The organism is Alteromonas ponticola (genome assembly GCF_012911815.1).
Taxonomy (GTDB): domain Bacteria; phylum Pseudomonadota; class Gammaproteobacteria; order Enterobacterales; family Alteromonadaceae; genus Alteromonas; species Alteromonas ponticola.
In genome coordinates, this window is sequence record NZ_JAATNW010000004.1 from 435,809 (window position 1) to 459,793 (window position 23,985).

Consider the following 23,985-nt stretch of genomic DNA (forward strand, 5'->3'; position numbering starts at 1 on the left):
GAAGCGCAACAATGAAGACTATTTTGCATATAGGAATGGGAAAAGCTGGAAGCTCTACGATTCAAAATGTTTTATTAAGAAATCGTGAAAAGCTAATAAGTTCAGGTTGCCTTTATCCTTTGGACTTACTACCAAACAAGAATCTAGGTGGTGACAACCAGAAGACACTAGCATTTGCTGCGAAAAATAACGCATTAAGCAGAGGCTATATGAGCCGCTATAAAGTAAGCAACCCGAATCAATTTGCTCAATTTAAAAAGGATGTTGTTTGCGCTTATCAAAAACAACTTAAAGCATGTAAACAAGGAAGTTACGCTATTTTATCTGCTGAGCAACTTTGGTCAGAGTTAGTAAACGTTAACGAAATTAGCAATCTTAAAGGCTTACTAGAGAAAATAGGGTTTAGTGTTGAAAAGATTGTCTTTTACGTTAGAGAGCAATCTGCTTGGGTAAATAGCTACTTACATCAAAAAATTAAGGAAGGTAGTCTCAAAAATTTTGAGCTCCCATTTAGCTTTAATTTTTTATTCGATAGGCTTAATTATTTGCACACATCGTCAATGTGGCAGTCAGTTTTTACTGAAGCTGAAATTGACTTGAGAGTTTTTGATAAAAACCTTTTTTTTAAATCAGACTTAATTTTTGATTTTTTACATGCGACGGGAAAACCCGATCTAATCCATTTGTTAAGTGATTATAAAATCTTACTTTCAAATAATGTAAATGAGTCGAATTACAATGAAAATATATGCAAGTCGATAGTTTACTTTAATCAGGTTTCTCAGAAAAGTGACTACTTGAAGAAGCAGAATTTGGCGGGAAGAAAGCTTGCTGAGCATCTTGTTGAATTAGACGAGGATAAATCGCAAAGAGGTTCTGTAAAATTAATTACTCAGGAAGAAGTAAGGAATATCAGGGTAATGTTTGAATCCAGTAACAAATTACTGTTTGAGCAATATAATCTGAATGCACAAGACTTTAACTTTGAAGGTCTAGAGTGTTTTCCAGAACAAAAAATAGTTCCGTTTAATCAGGAAACCTTTTTTGAATATTATTATAAATCAATAGTGAAGGCCTAAAGATAATGAGAAAAGTTGCTTTAATTTCAGGCGTTACTGGGCAGGATGGTTCGTATCTTGCTGAATTCCTTTTGGAAAAAGGGTATGAAGTTCATGGGATAAAACGCAGGGCATCTTCGTTTAACACTGAAAGGGTCGATCACATTTACGAAGACCCCCATAATGAAGACCCTCATTTCTTTTTACATTACGGTGACTTGACTGATACTTCTAATTTAACTCGAATTCTTCAAGAAGTTCAGCCGGACGAAGTGTACAACCTTGGCGCACAGTCACATGTGGCAGTTTCCTTTGAGTCTCCTGAGTATACCGCAGATGTTGATGCGATAGGCACGCTCAGACTGCTTGAGGCTATTCGGTTTCTAGGATTAGAAAAGAAGACTAAATTTTATCAGGCATCAACGTCAGAGCTTTATGGATTGGTCCAGGAAATACCTCAGAGTGAGTCAACGCCATTTCACCCACGCTCTCCATATGCAGTAGCAAAGATGTATGCTTATTGGATAACAGTCAATTATCGCGAATCTTACGGTATGTATGCTTGTAACGGGATATTATTTAACCACGAGTCTCCTAGAAGGGGAGAAACATTCGTAACAAGAAAGATTACTAGAGGAATAGCAAACATTGCATGCGGTTTAGAAACCTGCTTGTTTCTTGGAAATATGGATGCGTTGAGAGACTGGGGACATGCTAAAGACTACGTACGTATGCAGTGGATGATGTTACAACAAGATGTGCCCAGAGACTTCGTTATTGCGACAGGAAAACAAATCTCTGTTCGTGAATTCGTGAAATTGGCAGCCAACGAAGCAGGACTATCAATTGAATTTACCGGCGAAGGCATAGATGAAGTTGCAAAAATAACCAAGGTCAACAACAGCGAGATTACCAATGTCAATGTGGGAGATGTTATTGTTCGAGTGGATCCACGCTATTTCAGGCCAGCGGAAGTTGAAACATTGTTAGGTGACCCGTCGTTAGCCAAAGAGATGCTTGGGTGGGAGCCCGAAATTACAGTGGAGGAAATGTGTTCAGAAATGGTGAAAAGTGATCTGGATAGAGCGAAAAGGCATGCATTGTTGAAAAAACATGGGTTTTCCGTCTCTGTTGCAAAGGAATAATTAGGTAACATCAAACCATTTGTTAGCGCTTTATAGAGGTCATTATGAAAACAGTCTATGTAGCAGGCCATAAAGGAATGGTCGGATCCGCTATTGTCCGTCAACTTGCGAGAAGAGATGATATAAATTTGATTGTTCGAACTCGCAAAGAGTTAGATTTAACAAGTCAATCTGATGTGATGTGCTTTTTCTCAGAAAATAAAATAGATGAGGTTTATTTGGCTGCTGCTAAAGTAGGTGGTATTCACGCTAATGACACATATCCTGCAGACTTCATTTATGAAAACTTGATAATAGAAACAAATATAATTCACTCTGCTCATCAGCATGACGTGAAAAAACTTTTATTTCTAGGCTCCAGTTGTATTTATCCTAAACATGCCGAACAGCCGCTTTGTGAAGATTCACTACTTACTGGAAAGTTAGAGGAAACAAACGAAGCATATGCGATCGCTAAAATCGCTGGTATTAAACTCTGTGAAAGCTTCAATAAACAATATGGCAGAGACTACCGGTCCATTATGCCCACAAACCTATATGGGCCCAATGATAATTTCCACCCTAATAATTCACACGTCATTCCTGCTTTGCTGCGAAGGTTTCATGAGGCTGTAGTTAACCATCAGTCTCAAGTAATAGCTTGGGGGAGCGGGAAACCAATGCGTGAGTTTCTTCACGTGGAAGATATGGCCAACGCCTCAATATTCGTCATGGAATTAGAGAAAGCGAGATACGATGATGTTGTTGAGCCAATGTTGAGTCACATTAACGTTGGCACGGGCGAAGACTGCAGCGTTAAAGAACTAGTTCACACAATAGCCAAAGTGACTGGCTTTGATGGCGAAATTATATGGGACACTTCAAAGCCAGATGGTACACCAAGAAAATTGATGGATGTGAGCCGTCTCTCAAAACTCGGATGGCAATATGGTATTAAGCTAGAAGATGGGCTGCGCTCAACATACGATTGGTTTCTAAACAATCAACAAAATTTTAGAAAGTAGTTTGCAATGTATTTAGATATTGATACGTTTTCGACTATTTTAAAAAGTACACCGTTAATCTCAATTGATTTGCTTGTAGAGAACCAACAAAATAAATTTCTATTAGGAATGAGATCTAATCAGCCAGCAAGAAATTATTGGTTTGTTCCTGGTGGGAGAATCTACAAAAATGAATCAATAGGAAAGTCTTTTGATCGAATAGCGAGGGAAGAATTTGGCAAGAGTTTTAGCATTGAGAATGCAAAATTACTTGGACTCTTTGAACATTTCTACGATAACAGCGCAGTAAGTGAATCTATATCTACTCATTACGTAGTAATTGCATACAAGTTAAAAGTTGACAAGTTAGTTGATCTTCCTGATCATCAGCATAGTGCATACAAGTGGTTTAGCAAAAATGAATTACTTAGCTGTAATGATGTTCATCACTATACAAAAGCATATCTTGTATAGCGCTTTGGATTTACATTTCGACTTTTCATCTTTTCTGAAATTAACTTTTATTGGTAAATAAGATGGTAATCTTTGCGGAAAAGTTTGGAGAACTTCATAACTTAGAAAATTTGGCTTATAAATTGGTTTCGCAATTTCCAAGTTTTTTTTCCGCATCAGGTTTTCTTGCTATTAATTGGAAAAGCTTCGTTGAGATAAGCGGCAATGATTTGAAATGCGTCAATCAATTTGCTGATTATCTGCGCAGTGTAGGCGGAGATAAAAGCTACACTACGGTCTGCGAGTTTCCAGAGATAATAAATTATCCAGAAACACTCCAACGTATCGGTGTTACAGAGCTTTATTGTCCATTTTGGGTAGATGATGAGGCTGCTTTCTCGTTATTAGAGTTCGGTATAACGATTCGCCCTTTTCCCTCAGACATCGAACACCAGATTGATTCAAGAGAATTGGATAAAAAGTGTTTGTTGCAGATTAGGTCATTGGGAAAACAAATCGAACTTACCTTGATTGATGTCGCAGGGTTGCAAGAGCTAAATCCTAAAAAGGGGTCGTTGCTTTTTGGAGAAAGTGCTGTCATTGAACAACAGACGATTGCTAGTGCCAGTTTACTTGAGAACCCAATTTATAGAAGAGCTCTTTGCAAAGGTAATATTATAGTTGGTAGAGTGCCAAATAAGTTAAAAGGACGTATATTCTGGGATGCGCTTAAAGTAGATGCTGTTCCCATTCTTCCTGGTGCACCCATATATTTAAAATCTGATAACTTAGTTTTCAATTCGTTGATCGTCCACAGTTCAAGAAAATTAACATCTCACAATGAAGATGATTTAACGATAAGCTCATTTATAGAAAAATTTTTGTCTCATATTCAACAATTAAAATTTTGTTACTCAGGAAAGATGGGAATTGCGTTTGATGTTATTCAGCACGCATTTAAAATAAAAAATGCTTCAACCAACTATTTAAATGGCTGTATGAATAGCTCTATACAGGAAAAGTTGGAATGCTTTCCCTTTCAGACTGATACAGCTCTCTTGATGCTAGTAAATAAAATTATTTTGCGGAGCGAAGATATTTATCCGCTGATTTTGGACTCAGATACTTTAGGGAAAATTGCTAAAGTATATGAAAATTCTGAATTGGAGGTTAAAAATTTAGTCAAGCACATCCTGCAAGAACATAAAGTCGAATGGCTATTTTGGGGAATGAATGACTAAAGTTAATGTATTTTTAACGGGTAAGCATGCGAATCGTACTCCAATGGCATACTCAGAATATAAGCAATTATTTGGAAATTTTTGTAACTTCGTTTCTCGAATTGAGGATGCAGATATTGTTGTTCTTGGATTTTCCGTTGACCTAAACGGCCTTAGTTCTTCACTTCAAGAGCTAAAAAGAAATCGGAAGATTCCCAAAGTTTTAATTATTTCCGAAGAGCCGCTTTGGGATACTCTTTCAGATAATGATTTCAGACTGAAGTCTGACACAATTAATATAAGCGGCGAGCCCTTAAAAATTTGGAATTTTAACCATTTCACATCAGACATTTTTAAATTTCGAAAAATTCCCTACTTTTTGACGACGGAAAGTTGTTATTTTTCAAGATATGCTAGTTTACTCTCGTCGAGAAGCAGTTCGTTTGATAGAGCGTCTTTAAAATTAAGGCTGCAAGCAAGTCAAAATAGAATAGTTTTTCTGGCACAATATCGGAATGAAAAAAAATACGAGTATGAGGATGAGTTAAACCATATCTATGGTCTTTCAATCTATCGAACTCAACTAGCACTGTTAAGCAAAGGGCAAGATGTTTCCATCAGCGGAGAAGGATGGAACGAAGTCGGTAGGAGGCAGTTATTGACAGATTGGCATATTGACAAATTATCCACGTTATCTGATAAAGTGCAGTTATTGTCAGCTATAGAAAACGTTCATGATAAAAATTATATTACGGAAAAGTTTTTTGATGCATTCATTGTTGGAGCGATTCCAATTTATTTAGCAAATCCGTCGCATCGTATCTTCGAATTCTCTTCATCTTCTGCCTTTATAAATCTTTGGGGTAAGTCTCCTTCAGAGAGTTGCGATCTTCTTAACAATTTTAATATAAATAATTTTGATTTTTTGGAATATGAACACACGCTAAACAAGCTGAAAAGATTATTCTCCAATCAAGAAAACCTGCACGAAGAGCGTGCCAGGGTGGTATGGGAAAGCATGAAGGCGATTTATGACGTCGTTAACATGTAACTTTAGTTCGGCTCGCCTTCAATAATTGCGTCGAGAGCAGCATCCGCCCAATGTGGGCATTACCAATAAGAAGACGCATCTATCCGTTGATGAAGTTTAGGTTTCTCCTTTGCGCGAGGCCGTATCCATCCATCTAGTTTGTTCAAATCATAATACCCTTGATTTTCCCAACGACTCCCTGTGATGCCGAATAGAAGTTGAAGTGAGCCACCTAAATGAATTGATATTTTTCCGAGATCTTTCACAAATCCAGCAATTGGCAGGCCATAAGCGCCCGCAGCTATAAAGCAAACGTCAAAATCCGTCTTGTAAATCTTTTCTTTAAGCTTGGTTAATTCATCGATCCAGTTGGAGTCTGTATTTTCTCCTGCGAAAGTAACGGGCGGAGATAAGAGAGTAAATGCAATATCATCTGGCCAGATTTCATTTATTGTTGGAATGTTCCTAATATTCTTAATTTGCTGATTAAGAAATTCAGTAAATGGGTGAACGACTAACACTTTTATTCCTGAAAGTTGACTAGTCCAAGGGGCGATTTGGAACGCATGTCTAACAATAAAAGGATTAAGATAATCTAAGTCGGTTAGTGATTCGGGTGCAGCTAAACTTAATAGGCTAATTTGCCGCTTATTACTCTCATCGTCACTGAATTTCCATAAACCCATTAAATCGCTTTTAAGCGCTGCTGAGATTGACTCGTATGAGAAATATTTCAGCACTCTACCAAAATAGGTGGAGTAACACCGGATTTAATCTTAATTTCATCTCTATACTCTTTTGGTACTTCTTTTTCCCGTTTAACCGCTAAAGAATGAATAACTTTAGACTCACTTCCGCCAAATCGCGCTGCCATAAACGGTTTTCCCGACGAAATACGGCCTGAAATAAAGTCGTCTGTTTCCTGCGCCGAGAGCATTTTCTCTGCAAGGTTCTTGGGTAAATCCATGTTATCTTTATTGCTACGCATTTTTCTCCGTGAACTTGAGCAAATTACGTTAAATATTGTCACATGTTACAGCGGTGACTTTTAGTAGACTCAATAGTTTTCTTCAATTTGACCATAACTGAAAGAGAATACCATAATACGTACACGATTTGGCACTAAGGTTTCAATTGACGGGTTTATTGTAGGCTCATCATTTAAAACGTTTAAAAATTGCCCCCACTTTAAAAAAATTATTCTGTTAGAATACCCCTGAATAAAAATGATAATGAATGGTCAAAAAATTTAACTGGTTTCCCCACGATGCAAAACGATAACAGCTTATACAATCTGGCATTCCCGCAGGAAGATGCTTCCGAGCTGGCAAATCTATCGCAAGACAACCTAAAAAAGGTTTATCCGGAGCTTTATTTAAAAGCTGCTTCGACAATTAGACGCAAACGGCGAGCGCGCAGCAAAGCCAATGAACAAAGTAAAATGAGTGATACGGCTTTAGTCGCGTTAACCCATTCTACAAAGTCATTTGTTGAGGAAAGCTACTTTCGTTCACGCTGGTATCGGTATTTAAAATCAATATTGGTTAAGTTTGCGCGCAAGGCATTTTTTCATAAGCCTTCTTTTGAACAGGACATTCATCTTATTCTGACAAGTGATTTTTTCGATGCGCAGTGGTACTCGGACAGTAGTGGTGTACAAGGGAGTGACAAGGCCCTGGCACGCCATTATTTGCTGCATGGCTATGCCAATTTATTAGATCCATCGTCTTCGTTTTCTACGAAAGCCTATTTACAATTTAATCCCGATATTATCTCTTCTGCACTCAATCCGCTTGTTCACTATCTGCGTCATGGCGTATTAGAGAAGCGTAAAATTGCCGAAAGTTCTTACAAAAAAACTGAAAATAATGAATAAGCACCATAACCATACTTCTTTTAAGACGTTTGCTCAGAACGTGTTAGGTTTCAGTGATGAGGCTGATTTTGAGCTCGAAAACATCAAGGGCGAATTAAATTATTCCTACTCTGTAAATAAGGTAGACGAGAAGATTGAATTATCGAGCGTTTTATCCAGTAAAAAGGGTAATGTCGAACGTTCATGTATTATCAAGGGCGATGACGAAAAGCTCGTTTCCTTAGTTCCAGCCTTGTTAAACAAAAACGTCGTTCAGCTTGATCATGCGGTGAATGTGCTGCAATCAGCTCAAAACCATAGTGAGATAAATAGCGCTTTATTTGACGCAACCGAAACGCTTCGAAAAAATTATGGTCTGGCTGTTTATTATGCTGAAACGCTGGCGAAAAGCGCGTTAACAGCAGACCTAATAACCTTCTCGCTTCCTCAGTTGACCGAACTGGCAATTGTTTTGGGAAAGGAAAAAGAGCTTGCACGTCTAATTGCTGATGAACTGCAATCGCTTCTTACTGACATGGATTTCTTAAAGTCTGTTGAAAATTTACGACTCATTCAACAAATTCTCGCCGCATCATCAGAAGTATCATACATCAATGAGCAGCTACTTGCGCTTTCTTACCCTGTAGACGAGTCCTCATTTGATGCAATGTTGAGTATCTTTCTGTCTGTATCGAAAAATGTCGACGACTTTAAAGCTTTCACCGGACGAGCTGAGTGGCAAGAACGTTTACAATCCCAGCAGGTCTTTTCGCGTACCATAGAGACGCTTAGCCGTTCCCCAGTGAAAATAAATTTCATAACGGACCCTAAGCGTTTTACCCCAATCTGGCGCTGCTTTGATGAAACAATACACGTACGGATGTTGTTCCGAGCCTGTTATTTTATCGCTGACACTGACCAGGAGTTACTAAATTCTATTGATACGGTGAAGCTGTTGATTACTGCATTTTCAATGGATGATGCCGACTTCAACGTGGTCTATCGGGATATCAGGCGCTCATACCGAACGATTTGCTCAAGGCAGCAACTTGAACATATTTTAGAACAAGTTGACGTTGATGAACTTAGCTTAAACAAATGGATTTATTTGTTTAGCCTGTTACAACCTCATGTTGAGGAGAATGAGAAGCTGGGTTTCTTTACACAAGTGATGTTAATGAATGGCATTCCTGTCGTCAGTAGCGAGGTGCCGCTCACGTTCGCGGCAGCTTTAGGGTTGAAAAAGTTGTCCAACGAGATTATTAACGACAGCTTATTGGCATCAAACTGCACTCCCTGTTTGCCAATTGATGTCGATTACTCGCTAAAGGATATATTTTCCTCGGTCATTGAGGCTGGACAAACAATGACTCGTTCTGGCACTGATAAAGGGTTGGTGAGCATTATCATAACCACCTTTAATCCTGACTTGGATTTCTTCAAGTTGTCATTGCATTCACTTGCACTACAAAGTTACCAAAATATTGAAGTAATAATTGTAGATGACTGTTCAGAACAAACCACTAGTCAAAAAATTGCTGAAATATGTGATAGCTTTGAGAATATGCAGATCACCTTCATTCGTAATCAGCAAAATGTGGGTCAATATGTCAGCAGAAATATCGCCATTCAGCAATCGAAAGGGCAGTTTATAGCAATTCAGGATGATGACGATGTCAGTCACCCCCAGCGCATCGAGCGGCAGGTGAATGCTTTAGAAAGTGAATCCTATTCAGCTTGTTTTACGAAGCATGTGCGCTATTCAGATGAGGGAATGTTATCCGTTGATGATCCACGCAATTTGTTAGTGTTGGGTGATGGCCCTGCTTCGTTGATATTCAAACGCGATGTCTTAAATACTGTCGGCGGCTTTCGCGCTTTTCGGTCTCGTGGAGATATCGATTTTCGTACACGCATCCAGCGCATGTTAGGTGAACAAGCGATTTATCACCTGAACATTCCACTCTATTACATGAGATCTTCGCTGAAGACTATTTCCTCACTATATGAATATTTACACGGAGACCAATTAGTGTATTTCCGCAAACGTATAGCGATTCTTAGTGGCCGCAAAGCTAGTCAAGAGGAGTGTGGTGTTGAGTAGCTTAATAATTAGCTTAACGACTATCCATTCGAGGGTTGATAAAATTCACTTGGTGATCGAATCATTACTCAATCAACAGACGTCGATTGATTTTGAAGTACGTTTGTATATTTCCGACGAAGCGTATTTATTAGATAAGGGAATAAATAACATCCCAGATACGTTGCAACGCGTGGCGAAGAATAGTGATGGGCGATTTAACGTTTTCTATACCCAAAACATTGGGCCCTATCGTAAGTTTTTACCGCTGTTAAAAGAGTACTTTGCGGACAAAATAGATTTTACCTATTTAGTGACGGTTGACGATGACACTGTATACCCTGATAACTGGCTACAGGGGCTTATTGAGGCAAACCAAAAGCACAACTGTGTTGTGGCCTATCGTGGAAGACAGTTAGTTTGTGATGAAGAGTCGGTAATGCCTTACAACACTTGGATTCATTCAGATTCAACGGTACTTCAACCCAGTTTGAAAACTGTAGGTACAGGTAAAGATGGTATCCTCTACCGGCCGGAATATTTTCACCCTGATATAGTAGATATAGAACAAGCATTGGCCGCCTGCAACCATGCCGATGACCTGTGGCTAAAAGTTCATACCGCTATTAATGGGGTCCCTTCGGTATTATTAGCGGAAAGCCTGGAAGAAGCGTTTCAGGATTTAGGGGAAGAAGACGATAACACGCTTTATCGAAAAATTAATAAGTTCGGCGGAAACGATGTGGCTATGAGTAACTTACACAGGTACTTTTTAAATCGTTACAGACTAAATTTATTGGATGTTTTTAATCTAAACCTGTCAAAAAGCAGCACTTGGTTAAATCCGCACTTTTTAAATAGTTACTATTAGCTTTTCAAGGTCATTTGTATAAACATCAATCGCAAATGTCCTTACCAATGGCTGAGCTATCATATACAAAAATTACTAGATAGCTAAATGCCGGATAAATGTTTGATTAGGTATTCAACGTAGCAGTCTAAATAACAAATTAAGCCTACGAAAAGTAAACGTGAAAACTGTTGCACTAAAATTTGCAACTTAAAATGAATACCACGCAATTTTCAGAGATGAGATATTTGATGTCCAAAATAAAGACAAAGCTCCATAAAATTTTTCGCAGCTTAATGCAGTCCAAAGGTACGCGAACTGATCGCACACCAGCTCACGTTCTCGAAGCAAGAAAGGTCCTCGGCGGCGTCAACCTAGTAGGTTTTTCTGAAGTTTTTTCCGGCAACTTTGGTGATTTAGTTGGCCCTTACATCTACCAAAAATTGACAGGAAAAACCGCCGATACTTTTCCTGTTAACAAACAAAAAGTGCCTGAGGAGAGAAAGCACTTTCTAATTATCGGCAGTATTTTACATTTTTCGACAAACCAATCGCATTTATGGGGTATAGGTTTGATGAAAGCAAGAGACGCAGAAAAACATAAAGAGGTTTTCAGTGCATCCCGTATCTTCGCGGTGCGCGGGCCAATTACAAGAAAACATCTTATATCAAGCGGAATAATTAGTGAGCGCCATCCTCTTGCCTATGGTGACCCTGCGATATTATTGCCTCTTTTTCATAACCCAGAGTGTGAAAAGAAATATGAAATTGGTCTGATTCCTCATGTAAAAGATTACGAGAAGGTCAAAGAAAAATATAAGGATCAACCACACGTGCGGGTCATTCAGTTGGGTGATTTAGGATATGAATTTTCAAATATCGAGCCTGTTATAGACGAAATTAAAGAGTGTCAACGAGTGATTTCTTCTTCATTGCACGGAGTAATAGTTTGCCACTCTTATGATGTACCTGTTTGTTGGGCTAACTTCACTGAGGTAACGAAGAGAGGTAAGTCCGGTACCAGCCATACTAAATTTAAAGATTATTATCTTTCAGTAGCGCTCGAGTGCCCGAATCCTGTAGATCTCACTACACAATTATTCAGTGAAGCCGACTTAACGTTTACGTTACCAGAGAAAGGCAAAATCGAAGAGTTGCAAAAAGGTTTGATAAATTTTGCGCCCTTTAATATTTCACACAACCCATTAGCCTCATAATATTTATGCAATTAATCTTACATATTGGTACGCACAAAACAGGTACAACGACAATTCAACAGCAATTGTCAGCTCAAAGACAATGGTTAAAAGAGCAGGGATGCTGGTATCCCAGTTATAAGGAACTATTTCCAGATGTCGATAATCACTATTCCCATTTAGATCTCGCAAAAGGTCTAATGGGGCAAAGCAAAAAATTTACTGTAGAGCAGGTAGAAGAATACTTTTCCCGATTGCATCAGATTGCGCTTCAAAATGGTTATCAGAAAGTATTGATCTCAGCTGAAGCTTTTTATAGAGCAGCGTTGGGTAATAATGAAGGTTCTATTTGGGATAGAAAAGAAAACTATATAAAGAAACTACGCTCTTTTATCAAATTCGATGATGTTCGTGTAGTCTTAGTACTGAGACCCTATGCCAGTTATTTGGAGTCTTTATATTCAGAACATGTGAAGGTCACCGCTTATAAAGGCGATATTCAGCGCTTCCTGAGAGAGTATCCAGATCGTTTTTGTCATGATAAGCAGTGCGAACTTTGGTCAAAACATATTGGCAAAGTTGACGTTTTATACTTCGAAGATTTGATCGAAAGCGGTAATATCACAGCTAATTTTCTTCACGCTCTTGGCATTTCAGCATTCCCTGTAAACGAAGAAAAGAAAAGAGCCAATGTCGCACTGCCACCCCCGTTAATCGAGATGAAAAGGTTATTTAATCAGGTTGAGCAAGATAGAGGGGTTTTAAATAAATATGCTAAGATGCTCGCTCAAGTTGCCAAGCTGGATAAATTTACCGCGCGATTTGAAGGCGCTAAAAGTTTCTTCGATGTTGCTGAGCAGGAAAAAGTCATTCAGAAAATTCTTAGTGAAGACTCAATATCCTCGGGAAGTGGATTTGTAGACAAAGAACGTTTGACCAAGGTCAATAATAAGAAGCTGAAATTTGAAGGATTGAGTCAAAGAGATGTGGCACTTATATCGTCATTACTATTATCGCTTTAAACTATTACCCATTCTTATTAGTTCGAAGCGGGATATCTGTACTCTACTCAATAAGCTCCGCCATCTAGACTTCGGTAAGGATAGCTCGAATTTTATTCCTTCTTTTTATCAGGCGCTTAGAACGTTTCCATCACTACTTCCTCGCACACTTGCCGTGCGAGATGAGCTCTATGAAGATAAATGGAATAATCAGCAGATTTGCTTAGTAGCTGCAGCGTTGGCTGGTAGGGATAACGTTGAAAGCGATTTAATATCTAAATCATTGTTGCTTAATTTGTTGCAAGGAGTAAAAAATGGCCTGCCTGAGCCTATAGCAAGCAGAATAATTCAGATTGCATTAAATCAACTTGCATTAAATACAGTGTTTCAAGAAGTGGAAGCCCCTAAGCTTCCATTATCAGATAATGTGCTGACGATTCTTTTCAATCACATTCCAGATCATTCTATCAATCAATATGGTGAGAGATTTTCTCGTCTGTTTGAGCAATGTGGTGGTATTTCCCACTATCAGGAAAGCGCCAACCTTTTTGCAAACAAGTTTCCAGCTTTGATAAAGCACGATGATTTTTTAAAATTAATAGATATACGGATAAATTCTCATACACATGTGAATCCAGCTTGGTTTGTTCATTTACTTAATACAAGTACGCAAAGCGAATATTGGGAAGTCAAAAAGACAGTCGAACGGTTCATACTGTACCTCTCCGAAAAAAAGGTCAAAAGAGATAGAATCAAAGGTATCATTGAAGCGACTTTAAAACGGTCAATCGATGATGCACTCGCTTTGTCACATTTATATTTTGATAAGGTGCCAGCAAGTAAAACAAAGCACGTTGAACTTTATTGTTGGTATCTATCAACCCTCGGTCGGTTTACTGAAGCGAAATCTCACTACTTTTCGCATATTGATAAATCCAACTTTTTGTCCGCCCAACTACAAAAAATAAAACTGGTGGAAGCAACGAATCATCATGCCAAGATTTTCTGTTCATTTAACAATGAAATTGACATTTTACCTAGCTTTTTGGCGTATTACAGGTCATTAGGAAATGTTTTATTCTACTTAGTTGACAATGGTTCTACGGATGGAACACTTGAATATCTGAAGTCTCAAGCTGATGTAAATCTTTTTTATACTGAAGAGAGCTTCAATGATTCTAAGTTCAATGCAACTTGGATTAACGCTTTAATCAGTCAGTATTCTTCCAAAGATGAACTAATCATAAAAGTGGATGCCGATGAATTTTTAATGTATCCAGACATGTTAGAAAAACCTATTGAGACATATTTGGCTGAAAGAGGCATTGAACCGATCGACAGTATTTTTGGCGCGTTAATAGACTTATATCCTAAATATTTATCTGATATGGATAATAAATCTGTACCAGAATACATTACGAACACACCAAAATTCTTTGACAAAGTTGATTTCATATTTCCAATCGTTTCACCTCCCTATGCGAGATTAAGTGGGGGAATAAGAAAGCGTGTATTAGGTGCAGCGCTCACTAATTTGACGAAGTCACCCATCGTTAGAGGTGGAGGGGAAGTTATACATTTTAACGCTAATCATTATACCAGTCCCGTTAGAATGGCCCCAGAAGTAGTTGGCTTAGCACATTATAAAATAATGCCAAAATACAAGGAAAAGTTAAAAACCCAATTGTCGCGGGGAGAACATTACGGAGGCGGCAGACGTGAACGTGCTATGTTGAAGTTATCAAATGTTGAAAGCTCCCTGGTAGATGAAGCTGCTCTGGCTTTTTCCCATAAGCTCAATTTGTCTGAAGTTGTAAGTAATAATGAAGAGCTACTTAGCCTTCTAAAGCATTTTCAGGATAAATCATTGGCAAGCAAATGATTCGCGGCAAGTTCAAATCATTAAAGCAGTTCTATTTGCGCCGAAAAAACCGCGTGGCGATTAGGGAACTAATGACATCTCCACATGGTTTCGATCCTAACTGGTACCTAACCGCCTACCCGGATGTCGCTGAGTCCGGGCAAGACCCTTATCTTCACTATATCTTACACGGGGCGCAAGAAGGTCGATTACCTATTGAAAATCCTGCCCAAGCATTTGAAAAGTCATTGTGGGCAGGCGCTTATGATATCGCGCTATGTCGCCTTCAGAAAATAGCTTTTTCAACGGAGCATGCCCCAATCGTTTGTAGTTATGCAAACTGGGCCTGTGCTCGATGGTTCTCTCATAAAGGGGATTTCGAAGCAGCGTATACACATCTTCAAGCGATAATTGCTTCAGAAGTTTATTTCCCTGCGCATGCAGGTGTGCACATTGGCTGGGTTGATTCACTTATCCGCACTTCACGATGTGAAGAAGCGATGAATGCATTAACGGAGTGGTCAAATAAGATTCCACCGGTAGACTGGAATTTACTGCGTTGTAATCTTGCCATGCAAACTGGTGAATCTGATAGCGTAAAATTGAAATGGTTAAATCAGATTTTTGGAAATGCTAATTTAGCTGCGCTTTCCACTGCCTCAAACAACGCGCTTTCGATAGATAACTTATCGGTAGATATGCCGTTAGCTTCAACAGAATGTCCATTGGTAAGTGTCATCGTACCGGTATTTAATGCGGAAAAATGTGTGACCACTGCATTAAGAGCATTAAATAACCAGGACTGGGGTAATCTCGAAATCATTATTGTTGACGATTGTAGTACAGATGCCTCAATTGAAGTGATCGAAGCGTTTATGTTGTCCACAGAAGCTTCTGCACGCGCTCGAGTATTTAGACTGGTTAAGCAGGCTGAAAACTGCGGCGCATATGCAAGCAGGAACCTTGGTGCGTCTTTAGCCACTGGCGATTTTTTAACAGTACACGACGCCGATGATTGGTCTCATCCACAAAAGATTTCGAAACAGGTAAAGGACATACAGCGTACTGGCGGAAAAGCAAGTATATCCCATTGGGTGCGCTGTTCGACCGACTTGGAGTTTTCCAGATGGCGATATGAAGAATCCCTTGTTCATTTAAATATTTCGTCGTTAATGATAACGCGACAAGCGCTAGAAATTGTGGGTTATTGGGATCAGATTAAAGCCGGAGCTGACACTGAATTTTACTACCGATTGCAGGCCGTCTTCGGCGCTAACGCCGTAGTAGAGACGATGCCTGATGTGCCGCTGTCATTCGGAAGAAATCAAGCTGGCTCGTTAACACAAACAGAATCAACGCATTTTCGCTCGCAATTTTATGGTATCCGTAAAGACTATATTGATAGCTTTACACTTTGGCATGACAAGATACGTTCTGGCGCCTCGGCTTACATACCACTTAACCTTAATGTGAGACGCTTTCCTGCGCCCACAGAACTGGTGCGCGGTCAATTGCACAGCGAAGAATCATCGAGTATAGAAGACTTTATTCGCTATTCCGGACTGTGGGATGCAGGGTGGTATTTAAGTCGATACCCTGAGCTGCAAGGAGTATTGATTGAGCCAATCAAGCACTTCTTAGCTGTGGGCATTTTTGAAGGGCGTGATCCTTCACCAAATTTGAGCCTCTCACTAGCTGCCTTTAAAGCAGGGTTAAAGTGCGCTCATATTGACGATACGTTTCTTTTTGAAGTTTTCGGTGAGCAGTACGATAGGTCATTCAATCTGTTAGGCGATCAGCCATTAAAATCGTCCTGTAATACTGTTTTACTGATTGGACATGCAGTAGGTGAGAAACTCTACGGTGCCGAGCGAAGTCTGCTCGATTTAATCCATGCTTATAAGATGCTGGATATCAATGTAGTTGTGGCATTACCCTCAGCGATCAATCATCCCTACATTGAGGAGATAAAAACACTGGTTAGTGTGATAGCTGTTATCCCTGATGGATGGTGGCAAATGGGAAAGCTCGCATCAACGGAAACGCTTTCTCATTATTCAATATTAATAAAAGAATACAAAATTGATTTCGTTCATTGCAATAGTACGGTAGTAGAAGGTGGCGCATTAGTAGCAAACCAATTAGACGTGCCGCTAATATTACATTGCCGCGAGCTGCTGGGATTGGATACGCAATTACAGGAAACGTTGAACGCCACAGAAATGGAATGGATTGCACGTTGTTTAAGTATGGCTGACGTCATCATCACTAACTCACAATTCGTATTCAATAAATGGCTTAACCACTATTTGTGTCAAATGGGTGATCACAGAGATGCACCACATTTAATTGAAGTGACGAACCGGGTTGAGATTAGTAAGTTAATAAAATTGCCTTTGCCTGACTTCGATCCTGAACATAGAAATCTTCGCGTGGGTATGATCAGCAGCAACACGGAAAAGAAAGGGATTAGAGATTTTTTTGCATTAAGCGAGTTGTGCGGTCGTGCAAAATTGAATGTGGATTTTGTATGTTATGGCCCTGAAAGTGGTGCGCTAAAAAGCTTGATGAGCACCCCGTCTTTGGTTACATTCGGTGGTTATGTGGCCGAACCTCAATTGGCATTAAAAGAACTCGATATTGTTCTAAGTCTTTCAAAAGTAGAAGAAACCTTTGGACGAACTGTTGCAGAGGCGCTGGCTTCAGGGCGCGTACCTATCAGCTATAAGCTGGGTGGCATAACTGAATTAATAGAGCAAAGTGATTCCGGCTTTTTAGTTGAAGAAGGTAGTTTGAATCAAATAGTTACTATTCTGAAAACAATCATTGACGATCCAGCGCTGCTTGTTGAACACGGTAACAAAGGTCGTTTATTTGCACAGGAAAATTTTTCTTTGCGCAAGATGGTTAATCAATTGGAAATTGCCCTGGGGCGATTGAATTTAAATGGAAGTAAAATATGAATCATTTTTCTACAATCATCTTGATATTATTCAGCTTAACTTGCATATCATGTGTGTCTGCGCAAACAACGCCTCTTTATTCAATTACGTTAGATAAACAAGCCAAAACTAAAATTAGAAAACGTGAGCAATGCAACGGTAACATTTCTAACGGCGGCGGAGACCTTGTTGAAGGCAAATTGCAGCTAAGAGGAAAATGCGACGGGGCTGGAGTTTCTCCTGATATACGAGTTGATCAACAGGGCGAGCAATTCATTTATTTCGAAACTAATCCTGACTACAACAAAAAAGGCAGAACCAGGACTGAATTAGCGCTAACGCGTGAATGGTTTGAATTTAAAAAGCCCGTTTATATGGGATTTAAAATTAAAGTACCGGAAGACAGTGATGTCACCAATGAATTTTATTATCTAATGCAATGGTGGCAATGTGCACCTAACTCTCCCATTGCTGGTATTAGAATGGACAGAGGAACGAGTCATAATATCAATTTTATGACTCGAGGTGACACTCGCTCGGCAAGCACGGCAAAGTTCGAGCTTAAGCCAGGTGAATGGCATTCATTTGTCGTCAAAGGCATCGTGGATCCCTCAGGAAAAGAAAGTGAGTTCTCCGTTTGGCATTCTCCAGATACCGCTCCTATTGTGTCAAAAGCAGCGTATGGCTTTCAGACAAAAGCGTGTAAAGGAACCAATGACATACCGCAAAGGTTTCGTCTCAAGTTTGGTGTTTACAAAGCAACGGAACCGGGGAAAAGTCACTCTGTAGGATACGACGATATCCGTATAGGAAACACGTTTGAAGCGGTTAGCCCATGGCAGCAAAATATCAAATAGTTCGGTTAAATTTTTTTTAGTTTGTAAACGTCTAAATTCATCCTGGCTAGTGAAAAAAACGGTAGTATAAGTCTTCTGATGTAAGTTTTTTATTAAGGAATTTATTTAAATGGAATTGAATCACATCTCTTCGTTTCGTTGTCCAACCATCACTGTTTCAGCAATAGCTTTGCTGATGTTTGGGTGTGGAGGCTCAGATGAACCAAACCCTACGTATATGGTTAGTGGAACCGTAGAAGGCTTAACTGGACAAGGTTTAGTTATCCAAAACAATGGTCGTGATAATTTGCAGGTTAATCAGGCTGGCAAATTTACATTTACAGATCCATTAGAGTCTAAACAAAATTACGAAGTAACCGTACTCACTCAGCCTTCAAATCCAAAACAAAAATGCATAGTTTCTGATGGTAAAGGGGCTATAGCATCTACCCATGTGTCTTCTGTCATGGTTACTTGTACCAGCGAGCCGGATACTCCTACTATTGCGTTAAATTATGACATTAAAACATTTGATTTATCCTGGCAGGAAGATCAATTAGCACAAACGTATAAGGTCTGGATTGACCAGGATGGTGAAGGAAATGCATTCGAATATAAAATGTGGGGCGATGAAATAACGGAGAATTCAATAAGTATTGAGGTTCCGCTTTACAATTACATTGGCGCAAGTTTTAAAGTAGATGCTTGCAACCAGTTTGGTTGCTCTCAGTCACAGGAACAGTTTGTTAGCGAAGATCTCAAGGAAGCAATTGGCTATTTTAAAGCTTCTCAACATGACGAAACATATCTGTTTGGTTCTGATGTAGCGATTTCCGGAGACGGGGAAACGTTAGTGGTGAGCAGTTGGAATCTCGTCACCATTTTTTCAAAAAGCCCTGACTCCAATTGGGAGCATCAACAAGAGATAAGTTACGATGCAGCAGGCGGTGCAGGGAAAGTTGCGATATCGTCTGATGGTTTGACTCTTGCGGCTACAGCTATCAGTAATGGAGGGGTTGATCTTTATATTCGTAATGATAGTGGCTGGGTAAAGCAGACAAATATTCAGCCTACTAACTCAGATATCGATAAAAACTTCGGTTCTGACTTATCATTTTCTTCAGATGGAAACATTCTCGCAATAGGTGCTGATGGGGGCGACCCGATCCTGGATTCCAGATCCAATGAATTTGTTTACCCAGGAACTGGAGCGGTTTATATCATGTCCCGAAATAATAGTGAGTGGCAGCAAACTGCTTACTTAACTGCTTCTGAATCGTCAGGTTATGACAATTTTGGGTCATCCATAGCATTATCTCATCAAGGCGATGTATTGATAGTTGGTGCACCAAAAGAAAATATGAAAAGTGAAGAATATGACGATGGATATGAGATAACGGAGCATGACTATTACTTGGGTCGTGTTTATATTTTCACCTTTGCAAATGACCATTGGACAGAAGAGTTTATCTTCGAACGAGATAGCGATCCGTTACTTTATGATGCGGCATCTTTGCACCTAGGGCATTCAGTCGCCATTTCTGGTGATGGCGATGTGATAGCCATCGGAGAACCTGGTGATTACGGTTATATGTTTCATAATCAGGAAGGAACCATTTTCATCCTGGAAAAGATAGCGGATAAGTGGCAGGCAACTCATTCGCTGACAGAAGACAGGAACAGTGATCTGGGCCAATCACTTTCTCTTTCAAAAGACGGTAAAACATTAGTTGCAACAAATCCAAATGACGATACTTTGCAGTCGGGTGTTTACAAAGAGCGGTCGGGAAAGAGTGGTGGAGCGGAAGCAGATGTCGGCGCTGCCTATGTATATAAAATAAATTCCAACGATGAATGGTATAAATATGCCACCCTTCAGGCCAAGGCCGTAAATAAATACGATTCATTTGGAAGTGTGGTTGCGATTGCAGAAGATGGCTCGGTAGTGATTGGCTCTCACGATGAGTCAAGCGGTGCGACGGGGATCAATGGAGACGCTACGGATAACAGTGAAGAATATGCAGGGGCTGTATATTTGTATTAGGCAACTATTAACTTCTCCCAATTAAACTCAAAGTGCTAAGAACTAAATTTATCATGCAGGTATTTTTTAAAATGGTTAATCAATGCTGTTTGTCATTGACCCTTGCGCTAACTTTACTTTTATGTGGTTGTGGAGGCAGCAGCGAAAGTCTTGAATCGTCACAGCAGCCAATCTCTGCGCCGCCACCTGACATGTATTCTATTGGTGGAACAGTATCTGGTTATACGGGCGGTTCGCTCACCATCTTTCTGAAAGTGGGAGGGGTTCATCACGAGTCAAATGTCATTTCTGACACCGGTGCATTTTCATTTGAGACGGTCGCTAACGCTAATGAAAAATATGAAGTCTACCCTGCTGATGCAGACGACTTCTATTCTGAGTACGAGTGTTCTGTTAAAAATGGAAGCGGCACTGTAAAAACGTCTGATGTAACTGATATTTTGTTGAGTTGTGCCCGTTACCCAGAAGCAACCAATATTAAAAATTTTAGCTACGGAATTAAAACCGTGACAATAGACTGGTACGAAGCCGAGCGAGCTACACACTATAATGTTGTTGCAGATAAATATGTTACTTCTGATTGGAGAAGCAAGGAATCGGAGCAACCCCAATATTTGGCGACAATTCTCACCCAAACTGCTTTTTCACTAACGTTACCCCTATATAAGTATGAGTGGATGGATGTCCGGATTGAATCCTGCGACGAAGAGCGTTGTGCCGACTGGGGACAAAATGACCATCTCTATTTCACAAGCGAAGCAATTGGTTACTTTAAAGCATCCAATCCAAACGCACTGGATTACTTCGGCAGTTCCGTGGCAATCTCAGCTGATGGTAAAACCATGGTCGTGGGCGCATCCGGAGAAGATGAAGGCAGCCATGCAGGTGAACCGAATTTAAACAATACAGAGAACGCAGGTGCCGTTTATGTGTTCGTAAATGATAGCTTGCGAGGATGGAAGCAGGTTGCTTACCTGAAACCTGCCAACGCGGGAGCTAACGACAATTTCGGTGCGTCTGTCGCAGTTTCAGAAGACGGTAGTTTGATAGTTGTGGGTGCGCCGGGTGAAGATGGTGATGCCAATAGTGAACTGCACCTTCATAATGATTTAGCTGAAGATTCGGGCGCAATCTACGTTTTCGAAAAAAATGAAAAGGGCGAGTGGAACGAAGCTCACTATGTGAAAGCTGATGATGCTTCAATTTTAGATAAATTCGGAAGCTCTCTTGCGTTACTCCCTGACGGTAGTGCATTTGTAGTTGGCGCACCGTTTAAAGATAAGTCAGCAGAGCTCGTCGATACTGGCGTAGTCTATAATTTTAAAAAGGTAGGGGAAAGCTGGAACCAAACTACCAGAATTGAGGCGTCAGATGCTCATGCAGAGAATCGATTTGGTAATGCTCTTGCGCTTGCTGATGGTGGCAACACTTTTGTAGTAGGCGCAAAGCATGCCGGACAAGTTCAGCCTGAAGCCGGCGGGGAAACTTATTATCATGGTGCGGCATATGTGTTTTCATATTCCGATGGGAACTGGAATGAAGCTGCAATTCTTAAAGATAGTTCTCCAAATATGAATGACTTTTTCGGCTCATCAGTAGCCATCACCACAACGGGTGAACGGGTTGCCGTTGGCGCACAGGGAGGGGTTGACAAAGAAGGTCGGGTTCACGTTTATGAGAGAAACTCCACAGGATGGGTTAAGGCTGACGAACTGGAGGCCCTTGATAACGCAGGAGATGAGGACTTGTTTGGGGCCTCTGTTGTTTTCAGTAAAGACGGCAATATGCTGTTTGTCAGGGCGACAGCAGAATCTGGGGTACAAAAAGGCCTGGCGTTTAAAGATGTTGATTTAATTAAAGGTGATAAGACCGGTGCGGTGTACGTATACTCCCTTGATGAAGGTAATGACTGGCAGCATTACCGTTACATAAAGGCGAAACTGAACAAGCCTGACATGAAATTTGGTTCCTCAATTGCCGTGGCGGACGACGGCACGCTGGCTGTTTCTGCTGAAGCTGAAAGTAATGGTGCTTTGGGTATTAATGGCGATGGGGATTTTGCAGAAATGGAAGAGGCTGGGGCAGTGTATCTGTACTAAGCAGGGAGGAGTGTTAGTTGACTCAGCCATCTGATGCACCTATATTCTCTCGCTGACAAGTTCATAGCGACTAACCTCCTTTAAAAAGTTCAATGCGTACTATTATTCACATCGGCCCTCACAAGACAGGCTCATCAGCTATTCAAAAATGGCTGTTGGAAAATAGGCAACATTTAATCGAAGAGGGGGTTTTTTATCCTCCTCACGAGATAGACGAAAACGGTGTTAGTTCAGGTAATTTCTGGAATATCGCCAAACTCAATTCAGCAAGTGAATTAATCGTTGATAACGATAAAGTGGAAGCGCTCTACCTGAAAGCGCGAAATGCCAAGTGTCACACGGTTTTGCTGTCGTCTGAATTTTTCACTAAGTATTTGAGTAAAATACACCCGTATTTTTCAGACGCATTATATATCGGATATATCCGCTTTGGCCTGGAAGTGATCGAGTCTGGCTACAATCAAGGAGTAAAACGTCATGGACGCGCAGAAAAGTTTTCGCTACCAAAACGTTCCTTTTCAAGAACGTTGAGATTACTGGAGCAGGGAATCAAAAAAGTCGGGGTGAGTCAGTTTATTTTCCGACCCTACGATCAGAGTTTATTCGAAGGAAAATCGATTATCGCAGACTTTCTAGCAGCGATTGATGTTACCGTTTCAGCAGACAATCTTATCGTTGAGTCAGAATGGGTGAATACGTCTTATTCCCCGGAAGGCTTAGAATTCAAACGTTGGTTTAACCATTATCCACTCAACGATTTACAAATACGACTAGACTCTTTTTTGCAGCACGAAGGCAGCTTAAAAAAGCAAAAATATTCTTTACTTTCTCAGCAGGAATTCGCCAGATGTAAGGCAAATATGCTAAAGCATCTAAATAGCTTCTGTGCCAAATACCCAGTTAAAGATGCCGATAAGCTTTTAGCGCTCTGCTCAACATACACGCAGCCTAGAAGAGTCGTGCAGGAATTGCCAGAAGAGGATTTTATAAAGCTACTTAATGAGTTTATACGTTACGAAAATAATAATGCAGAGCAGCTTTATTTATGGGTGAAAAATCAGAGCAAAAAAGTTATTGAGGAGAGTCATAGTAAAAAGTTTAATACGATAAATAAATCAATTCCACTTTCAATCAAAATTCGTTATGAAGCCAGCTACTATAAAAGCAAACTGCTGGCGTTGTTGCGGTAAATAGGTACAAAGTGTGACTGTTTGAATTGGTCTCGAGAAATGATACAGGACGAAATCTGTTTCGTCTGGCTGCCCACCTTAATTGAAAAATACCTGTTTGATCATGGCATCTCTTAGTGGGCAGATAAAATATTGGAGA

The 23,985-nt window shown here is 40.0% G+C and carries 19 protein-coding genes; 17 read left to right on the plus strand and 2 right to left on the minus strand.

Features of this window, described 5'->3' with window-relative positions:
* Positions 1-11: 11 nt before the first annotated feature.
* The 6 genes from HCJ96_RS09145 to HCJ96_RS09170 all read left to right on the plus strand — a co-directional run bounded on the left by HCJ96_RS09145 (position 12) and on the right by HCJ96_RS09170 (position 5,910).
* Positions 12-1,079 carry a hypothetical protein gene (locus HCJ96_RS09145; RefSeq protein ID WP_169210729.1) on the plus strand — a complete coding sequence of 356 codons (1,068 nt, stop codon included), beginning with the start codon at positions 12-14 and terminating at the stop codon, positions 1,077-1,079.
* A 5-nt stretch (positions 1,080-1,084) separates the two neighbouring features.
* A complete protein-coding gene (gmd, locus tag HCJ96_RS09150) occupies positions 1,085-2,203 on the plus strand; it encodes a GDP-mannose 4,6-dehydratase (protein WP_169210730.1) in 1,119 nt (372 codons plus the stop codon).
* Positions 2,204-2,247: 44 nt separating this feature from the next.
* A complete protein-coding gene (gene fcl, locus HCJ96_RS09155) occupies positions 2,248-3,207 on the plus strand; it encodes a GDP-L-fucose synthase (RefSeq protein ID WP_169210731.1) in 960 nt (319 codons plus the stop codon).
* A gap of 6 nt (positions 3,208-3,213) precedes the next feature.
* Positions 3,214-3,660, plus strand: coding sequence for a GDP-mannose mannosyl hydrolase (locus tag HCJ96_RS09160; RefSeq protein WP_169210732.1), 447 nt, complete (start codon positions 3,214-3,216; stop codon positions 3,658-3,660).
* 62 nt (positions 3,661-3,722) lie between these two features.
* Positions 3,723-4,880: a hypothetical protein gene (locus HCJ96_RS09165; RefSeq protein ID WP_169210733.1), complete on the plus strand. Its 1,158-nt coding sequence runs from the start codon at positions 3,723-3,725 to the stop codon at positions 4,878-4,880.
* A complete protein-coding gene (locus HCJ96_RS09170) occupies positions 4,873-5,910 on the plus strand; it encodes a glycosyltransferase family 10 domain-containing protein (protein WP_169210734.1) in 1,038 nt (345 codons plus the stop codon). The genes HCJ96_RS09165 and HCJ96_RS09170 overlap by 8 nt, the downstream gene beginning before the upstream one ends.
* Before the next feature lie 59 nt (positions 5,911-5,969).
* Here HCJ96_RS09170 and HCJ96_RS09175 read toward each other — a convergent pair whose 3' ends face one another.
* Both HCJ96_RS09175 and HCJ96_RS09180 read right to left on the minus strand, forming a co-directional pair.
* Positions 5,970-6,575, minus strand: coding sequence for a hypothetical protein (locus HCJ96_RS09175; RefSeq protein ID WP_169210735.1), 606 nt, complete (start codon positions 6,573-6,575; stop codon positions 5,970-5,972).
* A 47-nt stretch (positions 6,576-6,622) separates the two neighbouring features.
* A complete protein-coding gene (locus tag HCJ96_RS09180; RefSeq protein ID WP_169210736.1) occupies positions 6,623-6,877 on the minus strand; it encodes a hypothetical protein in 255 nt (84 codons plus the stop codon).
* Positions 6,878-7,156: 279 nt separating this feature from the next.
* Between HCJ96_RS09180 and HCJ96_RS09185 the strand changes: the two genes are divergently transcribed.
* The 11 genes from HCJ96_RS09185 (at position 7,157) to HCJ96_RS09235 (ending at position 23,846) form a co-directional block, all read left to right on the plus strand.
* Entirely contained in the window at positions 7,157-7,765 is a 609-nt protein-coding gene (locus HCJ96_RS09185) for a hypothetical protein (RefSeq protein ID WP_169210737.1), read from the plus strand.
* Complete coding sequence (locus tag HCJ96_RS09190) at positions 7,758-9,848, plus strand: glycosyltransferase family 2 protein (RefSeq protein WP_169210738.1); 2,091 nt, start codon at positions 7,758-7,760, stop codon at positions 9,846-9,848. The genes HCJ96_RS09185 and HCJ96_RS09190 overlap by 8 nt, the downstream gene beginning before the upstream one ends.
* Positions 9,841-10,698, plus strand: coding sequence for a glycosyltransferase (locus HCJ96_RS09195; protein ID WP_169210739.1), 858 nt, complete (start codon positions 9,841-9,843; stop codon positions 10,696-10,698). The genes HCJ96_RS09190 and HCJ96_RS09195 overlap by 8 nt, the downstream gene beginning before the upstream one ends.
* Before the next feature lie 194 nt (positions 10,699-10,892).
* Positions 10,893-11,894, plus strand: coding sequence for a polysaccharide pyruvyl transferase family protein (locus tag HCJ96_RS09200; RefSeq protein ID WP_169210740.1), 1,002 nt, complete (start codon positions 10,893-10,895; stop codon positions 11,892-11,894).
* Between the two features lie 5 nt (positions 11,895-11,899).
* Positions 11,900-12,895: a hypothetical protein gene (locus HCJ96_RS09205; protein ID WP_169210741.1), complete on the plus strand. Its 996-nt coding sequence runs from the start codon at positions 11,900-11,902 to the stop codon at positions 12,893-12,895.
* Positions 12,858-14,756, plus strand: coding sequence for a glycosyltransferase family 2 protein (locus tag HCJ96_RS09210; RefSeq protein WP_169210742.1), 1,899 nt, complete (start codon positions 12,858-12,860; stop codon positions 14,754-14,756). Before HCJ96_RS09205 ends, HCJ96_RS09210 begins: the two co-directional genes overlap by 38 nt.
* A 71-nt stretch (positions 14,757-14,827) precedes the next feature.
* Positions 14,828-17,698: a glycosyltransferase gene (locus HCJ96_RS09215; protein ID WP_169210743.1), complete on the plus strand. Its 2,871-nt coding sequence runs from the start codon at positions 14,828-14,830 to the stop codon at positions 17,696-17,698.
* Positions 17,695-18,534, plus strand: a complete 840-nt coding sequence (locus HCJ96_RS09220) for a heparin lyase I family protein (protein WP_169210744.1) — start codon at positions 17,695-17,697, stop codon at positions 18,532-18,534. Before HCJ96_RS09215 ends, HCJ96_RS09220 begins: the two co-directional genes overlap by 4 nt.
* A 109-nt stretch (positions 18,535-18,643) precedes the next feature.
* Complete coding sequence (locus HCJ96_RS09225) at positions 18,644-20,557, plus strand: FG-GAP repeat protein (RefSeq protein ID WP_169210745.1); 1,914 nt, start codon at positions 18,644-18,646, stop codon at positions 20,555-20,557.
* Between the two features lie 71 nt (positions 20,558-20,628).
* The gene (locus tag HCJ96_RS09230) at positions 20,629-22,656 is read left to right on the plus strand and encodes a hypothetical protein (protein ID WP_169210746.1); all 2,028 of its coding nucleotides are present in this window, start codon (positions 20,629-20,631) and stop codon (positions 22,654-22,656) included.
* 92 nt (positions 22,657-22,748) lie between these two features.
* Positions 22,749-23,846 carry a hypothetical protein gene (locus tag HCJ96_RS09235; RefSeq protein ID WP_169210747.1) on the plus strand — a complete coding sequence of 366 codons (1,098 nt, stop codon included), beginning with the start codon at positions 22,749-22,751 and terminating at the stop codon, positions 23,844-23,846.
* The last annotated feature ends 139 nt before the right edge of the window (positions 23,847-23,985 follow it).